General features: G+C 66.1%; 11 protein-coding genes. 6 read left to right on the top strand and 5 right to left on the bottom strand.

The annotated features are described in order from the left end of the window. Window positions 1-190: 190 nt before the first annotated feature. Window positions 191-952, bottom strand: coding sequence for a bifunctional demethylmenaquinone methyltransferase/2-methoxy-6-polyprenyl-1,4-benzoquinol methylase UbiE (gene ubiE / locus AC5P57_RS14210; RefSeq protein ID WP_006471026.1), 762 nt, complete (start codon window positions 950-952; stop codon window positions 191-193). A gap of 80 nt (window positions 953-1032) precedes the next feature. Between ubiE and AC5P57_RS14205 the strand changes: the two genes are divergently transcribed. The 4 genes from AC5P57_RS14205 to AC5P57_RS14190 all read left to right on the top strand — a co-directional run bounded on the left by AC5P57_RS14205 (window position 1033) and on the right by AC5P57_RS14190 (window position 2833). Then, window positions 1033-1485 carry a nucleoside deaminase gene (locus AC5P57_RS14205; protein ID WP_093818037.1) on the top strand — a complete coding sequence of 151 codons (453 nt, stop codon included), beginning with the start codon at window positions 1033-1035 and terminating at the stop codon, window positions 1483-1485. A 198-nt stretch (window positions 1486-1683) separates the two neighbouring features. Continuing rightward, window positions 1684-1944, top strand: coding sequence for a hypothetical protein (locus tag AC5P57_RS14200; RefSeq protein WP_099551162.1), 261 nt, complete (start codon window positions 1684-1686; stop codon window positions 1942-1944). Between the two features lie 75 nt (window positions 1945-2019). Further along, complete coding sequence (locus tag AC5P57_RS14195; RefSeq protein ID WP_014038526.1) at window positions 2020-2346, top strand: hypothetical protein; 327 nt, start codon at window positions 2020-2022, stop codon at window positions 2344-2346. Between the two features lie 64 nt (window positions 2347-2410). Further along, a complete protein-coding gene (locus tag AC5P57_RS14190; RefSeq protein WP_032129005.1) occupies window positions 2411-2833 on the top strand; it encodes a low affinity iron permease family protein in 423 nt (140 codons plus the stop codon). A gap of 83 nt (window positions 2834-2916) precedes the next feature. Here AC5P57_RS14190 and smeF read toward each other — a convergent pair whose 3' ends face one another. From smeF to smeD, 3 genes are read right to left on the bottom strand one after another with little or no spacing between them, the layout of a single operon-like run. Continuing rightward, complete coding sequence (gene smeF / locus AC5P57_RS14185; protein ID WP_143567560.1) at window positions 2917-4317, bottom strand: multidrug efflux RND transporter outer membrane subunit SmeF; 1401 nt, start codon at window positions 4315-4317, stop codon at window positions 2917-2919. Between the two features lie 57 nt (window positions 4318-4374). Next, on the bottom strand, window positions 4375-7497 hold the full coding sequence (gene smeE / locus AC5P57_RS14180) for a multidrug efflux RND transporter permease subunit SmeE (protein WP_099551160.1): 3123 nt from the start codon (window positions 7495-7497) through the stop codon (window positions 4375-4377). Window positions 7498-7509: 12 nt separating this feature from the next. Further along, the gene (smeD, locus tag AC5P57_RS14175; protein ID WP_099551159.1) at window positions 7510-8694 is read right to left on the bottom strand and encodes a multidrug efflux RND transporter periplasmic adaptor subunit SmeD; all 1185 of its coding nucleotides are present in this window, start codon (window positions 8692-8694) and stop codon (window positions 7510-7512) included. Window positions 8695-8920: 226 nt separating this feature from the next. Here smeD and smeT point away from each other — a divergent pair, with 226 nt between their 5' ends. Together smeT and AC5P57_RS14165 are read left to right on the top strand one after the other, a co-directional pair. Continuing rightward, the gene (gene smeT / locus AC5P57_RS14170; RefSeq protein WP_005411090.1) at window positions 8921-9580 is read left to right on the top strand and encodes an efflux transporter SmeDEF transcriptional repressor SmeT; all 660 of its coding nucleotides are present in this window, start codon (window positions 8921-8923) and stop codon (window positions 9578-9580) included. Between the two features lie 45 nt (window positions 9581-9625). Then, complete coding sequence (locus AC5P57_RS14165) at window positions 9626-10618, top strand: Gfo/Idh/MocA family protein (RefSeq protein WP_262235368.1); 993 nt, start codon at window positions 9626-9628, stop codon at window positions 10616-10618. Window positions 10619-10670: 52 nt separating this feature from the next. Here the strand turns inward: AC5P57_RS14165 and hslU are convergent, their stop codons facing one another. Beyond that, window positions 10671-12044 (bottom strand): ATP-dependent protease ATPase subunit HslU, encoded by a 1374-nt coding sequence (gene hslU, locus AC5P57_RS14160; protein ID WP_071305873.1) that lies wholly within the window; start codon window positions 12042-12044, stop codon window positions 10671-10673. Between the last annotated feature and the right edge of the window lie 43 nt (window positions 12045-12087).

The following is a 12087-nucleotide window of genomic DNA, read 5'->3' as shown; positions in this document are numbered from 1 at the left end:
GTTGCGCGGTGCGGGGTAATGGCGGGCAAGGCCGATCCTGCGGCGGCACCCTGGGTAGGTGCCAACCTTGGTTGGCACGGATCTTTCATCGCTCGCGGCCTGCGCTGTGCCAACCAAGGTTGGCACCTACCAGAGCAGATACCCGCAGCGGGCGAGTGCCAACCAAGGTTGGCACCCACCAGAGCAGGGCTTACAGCTTGTAGCCGGAGTGGATCGAAACGATGCCGCCGGTCAGGTTCTTGTAGTGGCAGCGCTCGAAGCCGGCCTGCCCCATCATCGCCTTCAGTTCATCCTGCGGCGGGTGCTTGCGGATGCTCTCGGCCAGGTACTGGTAGCTGTCCGAATCGTTGGCGAACAGCTTGCCCAGCTTGGGCAGGATCCTGAACGAGTGGAAGTCGTAGATCGGCTTGAACCAGTCCGCGGTGACTTCGGAGAACTCCAGCACGCGGGCCTGGCCGCCCACTTTCAGCACGCGGTACATCTCGCGCAGGCCAGCGTCCTTGTCGGTGACGTTGCGCAGGCCGAAGGCGATGGTGACCAGGTCGAAGCTGTTGTCCGGGAACGGCAGGGCCTCGGCGTTGCACTGCACGTAGTCCAGGCCGAGCACCAGGCCGCGGTTGGTCAGGCGGTCACGGCCGACCGACAGCATGCCGGCGTTGATGTCGCCCAGCACCACCGAGCCCTCGGCGCCGACGCGCTCCTTCAGCAGGGCGGCGATGTCGCCGGTGCCGCCTGCCAGATCGAGCACGCGGTCGCCCGGCTTCACCTGCGCGGTAGCCACGTAGTAGCGCTTCCACGCCCGGTGCACGCCCAGGCTCATCAGGTCGTTCATCAGGTCGTAGTTGCGCGCGACCGAGGTGAACACCTGGCCGACCAGCTTCTGCTTGTCCTTGGCGGCGACGTCGCGGAACCCGAAATGGGTGGTACCGGCTTTGTAGGGGGATTCGCTCATGGCCCCGATTATCGCACCGCCGGGGGCCAGCGGCACCCCCTGCCCGTATCATGGCGGGCCACGACTTACCGGAGCCCCGCATGATCACCACGCCCGACTACCAGGCCCTGCTGCAGACCGCCATTGCCGAAGCCCGCCAGGGGCTGGCCGAAGGCGGCGTGCCGATCGGCGCGGCGCTGTACCACAACGACGGCCGCCTGCTCGGCTGCGGCCACAACCGCCGCGTGCAGGAAGGCGATCCGTCGGTGCACGGCGAAACCGATGCGTTCCGCAAGGCCGGTCGCCAGCGCCGTTACCAGGACACCATCATGGTCACCACCCTGGCCCCGTGCTGGTACTGCTCGGGGCTGGTGCGCCAGTTCAACATCGGCACCGTGGTGGTGGGCGAATCGCGCACCTTCCAGGGCGGCATCGACTGGTTGCGCGAGAGCGGCGTCAACGTGATCGACCTGGACAACCAGGAATGCGTGGACCTGCTGGGCGGTTTCATTGCGCAGCATCCGGAGATCTGGAACGAAGACATCGGTGAATGAGCACCGTGCAGTGTCCTGTTGAACCCGTTTAATGAACGCTTCAGTGCCGGCACGCCCTAGTGCCGGCAGCGTTTGCGGCCATTGCCGTGAACCCGTGCACAGTCAGCTGCGCAACGTGCACACGCTGCGGTAACACCCCACCCGGCCGCCGCGCCTAGGGTGGGGTTACCGGGACTCCTTTCCCCGGCGGAGCCAGCCATGTGCGCGCACGCCGTACGCCCCACGCCCGACCCGATCCTCGACGCCATCCGCAAGCGCCTGCAGCAGCAGTACGCGCTGCACCAGCGTAGCGCGCTGTTCTGGACCGCCTACCAGAGCCTGCAGCTGGAACTGGTACGCGGCCACCCGCTCGACCATGAGCGCCTGTGCAATGCGATGGCCGACATGGCCGAAGACCTCGGCGCGGTCGAGCACGCGCAACTGGTAGGCAATCGCAACGCCAGCTGCACATCGCGCTGACGCGGCATCCACTGCCTTATCGGCCACACTCGGATGAACCCCCACTCCCTTTCCACTCAACCGAACTGGATTGTCATGCACGCCGAAGTCCCCACCATTCCCCCGGTCATCAACGTTGACGCCGAGCTTGACCACTGGCGCCGCCAGCATGCCGACGGCGCACTACCGCACAACTCGTTCGGCTCCTACGTACCGTGGATCAAGTTCGCCTGTGATTCGCTGATCACCCAGCCGCGCGCCAGCAATGCGCAGCGCGACGAGATGTTCCAGACCCAGTACGCCCTGCAGATCATGCCGCGCCTGAGCGAAGCCCAGGCCCGCGAATTCGTTGATCGTTGCTGGCAGCACGTCTACCAGACCAGCCCGGTGCGCCTGCAGGACGCGCCACGCCTGCGCGCCTGACGGCTGCACGGCCCCTGCACGAGCCACTGCCGATCATCCTCGTCACCTGAGTGGGACGACGACGATGAAAGCACGCAACCTGTTCAATACGATCGCCAAGAAGGCCGCGGCCGCCACCGGCTCGCCGTGGACCTTCCTGGCCGCCGTAGCGATCGTGGTGATCTGGGGCATCAGTGGCCCGGTGTTCGGTTTCAACGACACCTGGCAGCTGGTGATCAACACCGGCACCACCATCATCACCTTCCTGATGGTGTTCCTGATCCAGCACACGCAGAACGCGGATACCGCCGCCATGCAGATCAAGCTGGACGAGCTGATCCGGGCGACGGCCGAAGCCAACAACGAATTGTTGGATCTGGAAGAACTGGACGAGGAGCGGCTGGAAGAGATCCGTCGCGAGTACGAGCAGATGGCGCGCGAAGCCGGCGACGCGCTGGCGCGGGTGCGCGCCTGCCATGCAGCGCGGCGCGACGATGAAGCGGTGTAGCAGATCCTGAAATGACAATGCCGGCCAGCGGCCGGCACTACCATCGATCATCAAGGTAGAGCCGGCCGCTGGCCGGCTGTCCTTCAGCTGCGCTCGTGCCAGCCGCCGCCCAGCACCTTGTACAGGGTGATGCGGTTGGACTGCTGGGCCAGTTCGGCCTGCAGGCGGGTCTGCTGCGCGTTGTAGGCGGTACGCCGCGCATCGAGCAGGGTGACGAAGCTGTCCAGCCCCGCGTCGTAGCGGGCCTGCGACAGGCGGTTGGCCTGTTCGGCCGCGTCCACCAGGCGCTGCTGTGAACTCACCTGCTCAGCCAGGCTGACATTCAATGCCAGCGCATCGGCGGTTTCGCGGAAACCCACCTGGATCGACTTCTCATACTGCGCCAGCGCGATATCGCGATCCGCATTGGCGATGGCGAGGTTGGCGCGCAGCTTGCCGCCCTGGAAGATCGGCAGGGTGATCTTCGGCAGGAAACTCCACACACGCGTTCCGCTGTCGAACAGGTTGGACAGTTCGCTCGAGCCACTGCCGATGCTGCCAGTCAGCGAGATGCTCGGGAAGAACGCTGCGCGTGCCGCACCGATGTTGGCGTTGGCGGCCAGCAGCTGGTGTTCGGCGGCCATGATGTCCGGGCGCTGCAGCAGCACGTCGCTGGGCAGACCGGCCGGCGGCGGTGCCAGTGCAAGCAATTGCGGTGCGATGCTGTCCGGGAGCAGTGCCGGATCCAGCTGGCCACCGGCCAGCAGCGCCAGCGCATTACGGTCCTGGGCCAGCTGGCCACGCAGGCGTGCAGCGTCCGTGCGTGCGGTCTCGACCAGGGTACGGGTCTGGGTCAGCTCCAGCGCCGAACTGCCACCACGTTCGTGGCGGGCTTCGGCCAGGCGCAGCGAATCCTCATAGGTTTTCAGCGTGGCATCGGCGATCTTCAGCCGCTGCGCATCAGCACCGTAGGTCAACCATGCGGTGGCCGTCTCGGCCACCAGGCTCAACTGCGCGTTGCGGCGGTTGGCGGCCACGGCGAAGTACTGCTGCAGCGCCGCTTCGCTGAGGTTGCGCACGCGGCCGAACAGGTCCAGCTCGAACTCGGCCACGCCGACACCAGCGGTGAACTGCTCGGTGACGCCGGCGTCGGTGCCACGGCGATCCATCTGGCCGGTGACGGCCACGCCGGGCACGCGGTCGGCGCGCTGTACGCGGTACTGGCCGCGCGCGCGTTCAACGTTGAGTACAGCCACGCGCAGGTCGCGGTTGTTCTGCAGCGACTGCTCGATCACCTGCTGCAGGCGCGCATCGGTGAAGAAGTCGCGCCAGCCGACGGCGGCGACATCGGCCACCTCGCCCTGCGCGGCCTCGGCCGGCCACTGCGCCGGAATCGCCGGAGCAACAGCGGTGTTCTTCGGCACCAGGGTGGAGCAGCCAGCCAGCGCGAGCGCGGCGGCAATGGAAAGGAACAGGGATGCACTTTTCATGGGAATGACTTCCATCGGTACTGCCAGATGGCAGGAGGCAATGCCGGCCAGCGGCCGGCACTACCGTTTCGCTTACGTGGAGGATTTGCGCTTGAACACGCGCTGCACCACCACGAAGAACAGCGGCACGAAGAACACGCCGAGCACGGTGCCGACGATCATGCCGCCGAGCACGCCGGTGCCGATCGCCTGCTTGGCGCCGGAGCCGGCGCCGGTGGAGATCGCCAGCGGTACCACGCCCATGCCGAAGGCCAGCGAGGTCATCACGATCGGACGCAGGCGATCGCGCACGGCATGCATGATCGATTCGATCAGGCCTGCGCCCTTCTCCAGGTTCTCCTTGGCGAACTCGACGATCAGGATCGCGTTCTTGCTGGTCAGGCCCACCGTGGTCAGCATCGCCACCTGGAAGTAGATGTCGCGCTCCAGGCCCTTGAAGGTGTTGGCCAGCACCGCGCCGAGGATGCCCAGCGGGGCCGCCAGCAGCACTGCGGTCGGCACGCTCCAGCTTTCGTACATCGCGGCCAGGCACAGGAACACGATCATCAGCGACAGCGTGTACAGCAGCGGCGTCTGCGAGCCGGCCTGGCGTTCCTGGTAGGACATCGCCGTCCACTCGATGCCGAAGCCCTGCGGCAGCTGCTTGGCCAGCTGTTCGATCTCGGCCATGGCATCACCGGAGGCGACACCCGGGGCCGGCTCGCCCTGGATTTCCATTGCCGACACGCCGTTGTAGCGCTCAAGACGCGGCGAACCGTAGTCCCAGTGCTTGGTGGCGAACGCGCTGAACGGCACCATCTCGCCCTTGTCGTTCTTCACGGACCAGAGATCGAAGTCCTCCGGGACCATGCGGAACGGCTGGTCGGCCTGCACGAACACACGCTTGACGCGGCCACGATCGACGAAGTCGTCGATGTACGAGCTGCCCCATGCTGCAGCCAGCGTTCCGTTGATCTGGTCGATCGACAGCCCCAGCGAGGTCGCCTTGGCCGCGTCGATGTCGATGCGGAACTGCGGCGTGTCCTCCTGGCCGTTGGGGCGCACGTTGGCCAGCTTCTTGCTGCCCGCAGCGAGGCCCAGCAGCTGGTTGCGCGCGGCCACCAGTGCCTCGTGGCCCTGGCCGCTGTTGTCCTTCAGGAAGAAGGTGTAACCCGAGGCAGTACCCAGCTCCGGAATGGCCGGCGGCGGGAAGGCGAAGATGAAGGCATCCTTGATCTGGCCCAGGGCTGCCATCGCGCGCCCGGTGATCGGCATCACGCCGTTGTCGGCATCACGCTCGCTCCAGTCCTTCAGCTTGACGAATGCCATGCCGGCGTTCTGGCCCATGCCGGCGAAGCTGAAGCCCTGCACCGAGAACACCGAGTCCACCGCATCCTTTTCGTTCTGCAGGAAGTGGTTTTCCAGTGCCGCGATCGATTCCAGCGTGCGTTCCTGGGTGGCACCCACCGGCGCCTGCACCAGCGCCATCAGCACGCCCTGGTCTTCGTTGGGCAGGAACGAGCTGGGCAGGCGCACGAACAGCACGCCCATCAGCACGAACAGCGCCGCGACGATGCCCATGAAACGCCACGGACGGTGGATGATGCCGCGCACGCCGCGCTGGTAGCTTTCGCTGGTGCGGTCGAAGCCACGGTTGAAACCATTGAAGAAACGACCGGCCCAGCCCTTGTGTGCGACGTGGTGCTCACCCTTCTTCAGCGGCTTGAGCATGGTCGCGCACAGCGCCGGGGTCAGCACGATCGCGACCAGCACCGACAGCGCCATCGCCGAAACGATCGTGGCCGAGAACTGGCGGTAGATAACGCCGGTGGAGCCGCTCATGAAGGCCATCGGCACGAACACCGCCGACAGCACCAGGCCGATGCCCACCAGCGCGCCGGTGATCTGGCCCATCGACTTGCGGGTCGCTTCAAGCGGTGACAGTCCTTCCTCGGACATGATGCGCTCGACGTTCTCCACCACCACGATGGCATCGTCCACCAGCAGGCCGATGGCCAGCACCATCGCGAACATGGTCAGCATGTTCACCGAGAAGCCCAGCATCGCCAGCACACCGAAGGTACCCAGCAACACCACCGGCACCGCGATGGTCGGGATCAGGGTGGCGCGGAAGTTCTGCAGGAACAGGTACATCACCACGAACACCAGCACGATCGCTTCGATCAGGGTCTGCACCACGCCCTTGATCGACACGCGCACGAACGGGGTCGTGTCGTACGGGATCTCGGCCTTCAGGCCGGCCGGGAAGAAGCTCTTCATGTCCTCCAGCGCGGCATCGACGCCGGCGGCGGTATCCAGCGCGTTGGCGCCGGTGGCCAGGGTGACCGCCAGGCCGCTGGCCGGCTGGCCGTTGTAGCGGGTGACGAAGTCGTACGATTCCGCACCCAGCTCGACGCGGGCGACATCACCCAGGCGCAGCTCGGCACCGTCCTGCGCACCGCGCACGATGATGTTGCGGAACTGTTCCGGGGTCTGCAGGCGCGACTGCGCGTTGATGGTGGCGTTGAGCTGCTGGCCCTTGATCGACGGCGCACCGCCGAGCTGGCCGATGGCCACCTGGGCGTTCTGTGCCTTGATTGCCGCGGTCACTTCCGCGACCGACAGGCCATAGGTATGCAGCTTGTTGGGGTCCAGCCAGATACGCATGGCGTACTTGCCACCAAACACCTGGATGTTGCCCACGCCCGGCACGCGGCTCAGACGGTCGACGACATTGGAACCGACATAGTCGGCGATGTCGTTGGCGTCCATGCTGCCGTTCTCGGACACGAACGCGATGACGTTCAGGAAGCCCGAGCTGGACTTGGCCACGTTGATGCCCTGCCGCTGCACTTCCTGCGGCAGCAGCGGCATGGCCAGCTGCAGCTTGTTCTGCACCTGCACCTGGGCGATATCCGGGTTGGTGCCGCTCTCGAAGGTCAGGGTGATGGTGGCCTGGCCGTTGGACGAGCTGTTGGAGGAGAAGTAGATCAGGCCATCAAGGCCCTTCATGTTCTGCTCGATGATCTGCGTCACCGAGTCCTCGACCACCTTGGCCGATGCACCCGGGTAGGTGGCGCTGATTTCCACCGCCGGCGGTGCGACGTTGGGGTACATCGAGACCGGCAGCTTGAACAGGGCCAGGCCGCCGGCGAGCATGATGATGATGGCGATGACCCATGCAAAGATGGGTCGATCGATGAAAAAGCGTGCCATGGGGTTCTCCGCTTACTTCGCGTCGCCGGCCGGCGCGGCAGGCTGGGCGGCCGCTGCCGGCTTGGCCGGAGCAGCGCCCTTCTCGGTGGCCTTGACCGGCATGCCGGGGCCGATCTTCTGCAGGCCTTCGACGATGACCTTGTCGCCGGCCTTCAGGCCGTCCTCGACCAGCCACTTGTCGCCAACCGTGCGGCTGACCTTGACCGGGCGCACTTCGACCTTGTTGTCCTTGTCGACCACCATCGCGGTGGTATCACCCTTCGGATCGCGGGCGATGCCGGCCATCGGCACAAGCACCGCATCGCTGCGCACGCCGCCACCGATCACCGCGCGCACATAGCTGCCCGGCATCAGCAGGCCGTCCGGGTTGTCCACCTTCACGCGCAGGCCGAAGCTGCCGGTAGCCGGATCGACGCTGACTTCGGAGAACTCCAGCGTGCCCTTGTGCTCGAAGGTGCTGCCGTCTTCCATGAGGATGCTGACCGGCAGCGACTGGTTGTCCTGCAGGCGGCCAGCGGCCAGTTCACGACGCAGCTGCAGCAGCTCGGCCGAAGACTGGGTCAGGTCCACATAGATCGGGTCCAGCTGCTGCACGGTGGCCAGGGCATTGGCCTGCCCGGCGCTGACCAGCGCACCCTGGGTGACGCTGGACTTGCCGATGCGGCCGCTGATCGGCGCGACGATGCGGGCATAGCCCAGGGTGACGTTGGCCGCGTCCAGCGAGGCCTTGGCAGCACCGACATCAGCCTCGGCCTGCTTCTGCGCGGCCACGGCGTTTTCCAGATCCTGCTGGCTTACCGCATCAACCTTGGCCAGCTCGGTGATGCGCTTGGCGCTCAGGCGTGCAGCGTTGGCCGTGGCTTCGGCACGGGCCAGCTGGGCGCGGGCGCTGTTGGCCTGGGCGCGGTAGCTGGCGTCTTCGATCTGGTACAGCGGCTCGCCGGCCTTGACCATGCCGCCTTCGGTGAACAGGCGCTTGGCGACGATGCCGTTGACCTGCGGACGCACTTCAGCAACCAGGAAGGCATTGGTACGGCCCGGCAGTTCGCGGGTCAGGCCCACGGTCTCGGACTTCAGCGTGACTACGGTGACGTCACCCGGGCCCTGCTCGGGGGCCTGGGGTTGGCCGCCGCAGGCAGCCACGGTCGCGGCGATTGCCAGCGACAGTGCAAAGGGTCGGATTCGGCTCAGCAACATGACGGAAAGGCTCTTGGAGGAAAGGATCTCAGCCAGCGCTGATACGGCGGACCCTCCACCAGCAAAGGTGAAGACCGTGCGAACAGCGCCCACCCGGGTGGAGTGGGAGCCGGACGGGCCTGCCACGCACACGACGGGAATGATGGGAACGAAATATACATACATGCTTGTTTGTTTGTAAACCGGTACAATTCAGCCACGTTTCACCCGCACTCGTACCCTACCCATGGCCCGCAAGACCAAAGAGGACACCCAGGCAACCCGGGAAGGCATCCTTGACGCCGCCGAAGCCTGCTTCCATGAACACGGCGTGGCCCGTACCACGCTGGAGATGATCGGCGCCCGCGCCGGCTATACCCGTGGCGCGGTGTACTGGCACTTCAAGAACAAGAGCGAGGTGCTGGCCGCGATCGTCGAACGGGTGCACCTGCCCTTCATGCAGGAACTGGAACGCACCTCCACCGACCAGCGCGACACGCCGGTGCACGACCTGCGCGCGGTGATGATCCACTCGTTCATCGAGCTGTCCGAGGACGAACGCCTGCGCAAGACCATGGAGATCATGCTGCGCAGCGATGCCTCGGCCGACACCAGGGTGCTGACCGAAATGCAGCAGGCCGGATTCCGCGATGCGCTGGACCGGATGGAGCGTGCCCTGCGCCGCGCCCGCGATCTGGGCCAGCTGCGCGAAGGCGCCGACCCCAAGATCGCCGCCCGCATGCTGCATGCCACCGTGCTGGGCGTGCTGCACGGGGCGATGGTCGAACCGGACCTGATGGATCTCAAGCGCGACGGCATGCTCGCACTGGACATGACCCTGGCCGCCTACGTGAAGGACGGCGTGTTCGTGCCCGGAACGGTGCCCGAGCCGTTGCCGGAAGCGTGAGTGGCGCTGCTGCCGCCACCACCACACCCATCTGAGGACAGACCCATGATCCTGGACAACGTGGTGTGGGGCTTCATCGGCTGCGGCAGTGTCACCGAGAAGAAGAGCGGCCCCGCCCTGGCCAGCACACCCGGCTCACGGGTGGCAGCGGTCATGCGCCGCAATGCGGCGTTGGCCGAGGATTACGCGCGGCGCCATGCCATTCCCCGCTGGTACGCGGACGCCGATGCGCTCATCGCCGATCCGGAAGTGAACGCGGTGTACGTCGCCACGCCACCCTCGACGCACATGCAGTACGCGCTGCAGGCGATAGCCGCAGGCAAGCCGGTCTACATCGAAAAGCCGATGGCCATGGACCACGGCGAGTGCCAGCGCATCATTGAAGCCAGCGCCAGCAGCGGCGTGCCGGTGTTCGTGGCCTATTACCGCCGCGCCCTGCCCCGCTTCGCGCAGGTGAAGCAGCTGCTGGACAACGGCACGATCGGCACACCGCGCAGCGTGCGCGCCACCCTGCATCGGCCGCATTCGGCGAACGCCGCATCGCCGGACTTCTGGCGGACCAACCCGGCGATCGCCGGCGGCGGCCTGTTCGTCGATCTGGGCTCGCATACCCTGGACCTGCTCGACCATCTGCTGGGGCCACTGAGCGAAGTGCGTGGCCTGGCCAGTTCGTTGACCGGCGCCTACCCCGCCGAGGACAGCGTCTCGATGTGCTTCCGCACCGGGGCGGGCGCGCACGGCATCGCGCAATGGAGTTTCTGCGCCTTCCGCCGCCAGGATGAGATCGAGATCACCGGCGACCACGGGCAGCTGCGCTTTGCCACGTTCGAGGACGTTCCGGTGGTTCTGGAGACCGAAGCGGGCGTGCAGGCATTCGATATCCCGAACCCGCCATCGGTCCAGCAGCCATTGATCGCCACCCTCGTGGACGAGCTGCGCGGCAAAGGGCGCTCACCGTCGACCGGCATCAGCGCCGCGCGCACCAGCGCGGTGATCGACCAGGTGCTGCAGGTCTACCGCGCCCTACACCCGCACTGACCGCCAACAAAAAGGCCGCCTTTCGGCGGCCTCATGCTTTGCAGCGTCGGCACTACAGGATGTAGCGGCTCAGGTCCGGGTCCTGCACCAGCTCGCCCAGGTGCGCATCGACATAAGCACTGTCGATGGCCAGGGTCTCGCCATCGCGGTCCGGTGCCTCGTAGCTGAGCGAATCCAGCAGGCGCTCCAGCACCGTATGCAGGCGACGGGCACCGATGTTCTCCTGCCGCTCGTTCACCTGGAAGGCGATCTCGGCCAGGCGCTCGATGGCGTCGGCGGTGAAGCTGACCTTGACGCCTTCGGTAGCCAGCAGCGCTTCGTACTGCTTGGTCAGCGCGGCCTTCGGCTCGGTCAGGATGCGCACGAAGTCGCCCTTGCTCAGCGCGCCCAGCTCGACGCGGATCGGGAAGCGGCCCTGCAGCTCCGGGATCAGATCGCTGGGCTTGGCCAGGTGGAACGCACCAGAGGCGATGAACAGGATGTGGTCGGTCTTGATCGTGCCGTACTTGGTGGACACGTTGGAGCCTTCCACCAGCGGCAGCAGGTCGCGCTGCACGCCTTCGCGGGAGACGTCGCCTCCGCCCACGTTATCGCCGCGCTTGGCGACCTTGTCGATCTCGTCGATGAAGACGATGCCGTGCTGCTCGCAGGCTTCGATGGCCGCGGTGCGGATATCGTCTTCGTTGACCAGCTTGCCGGCCTCTTCTTCCACCAGCAGCGGACGCGCAGCCTTGATGGTCAGCGTGCGCTTGTGCGCCTTGGCACCACCGCCGAGGTTGGCGAACATCGACTTCAGCTGCTGGCCCATTTCCTCCATGCCCGGCGGGGTCATGATGTCCATGCTGACGTTGGCGGCCAGGTCGAGCTCGATCTCGCGCTCGTCCAGCTCACCGTTGCGCAGCATCTTGCGGAACTTGATGCGGGTCTCGTTGTCCTGTGCCGACGGTTCATTGCGGGCGACTTCCGGATCGAAACCGATGCCACCGCTGCGGCGCGGCAGCAGCGCATCGAGGATGCGGTCTTCGGCACGCTCTTCGGCCTGGGTGCGCACGCGCACCTTGGCCTGCTCGCGGTACAACTTCACTGCGGTATCGGCCAGGTCACGGATGATCTGCTCGACATCCTTGCCGACGTAGCCGACTTCGGTGAAACGGGTCGCTTCGACCTTCACGAACGGCGCGTTGGCCAGCGTGGCCAGGCGGCGCGCGATCTCGGTCTTGCCGACGCCGGTGGGGCCGATCATCAGGATGTTCTTCGGCATCACTTCATTGCGCAGCTCCGGCACCAGCTGCATGCGGCGCCAGCGGTTGCGCAGGGCAATGGCCACCGCGCGCTTGGCGTCGTGCTGGCCCACGATATGCCGGTCCAGTTCCTGCACGATCTCGCGCGGGGTCATGGTGGCGGAGGAAACTTCGATCTTCGACATGGATGTGCTCACGGATTCAGTGTCGGTAGTGCCGGCCGCTGGC

The sequence above is a fragment of the Stenotrophomonas sp. YJH_SMC_79 genome (genome assembly GCF_059367995.1).
The sequence above is the reverse complement of the archived record's forward strand: the minus strand, read 5'-3'. Positions and strand labels throughout refer to the sequence as shown.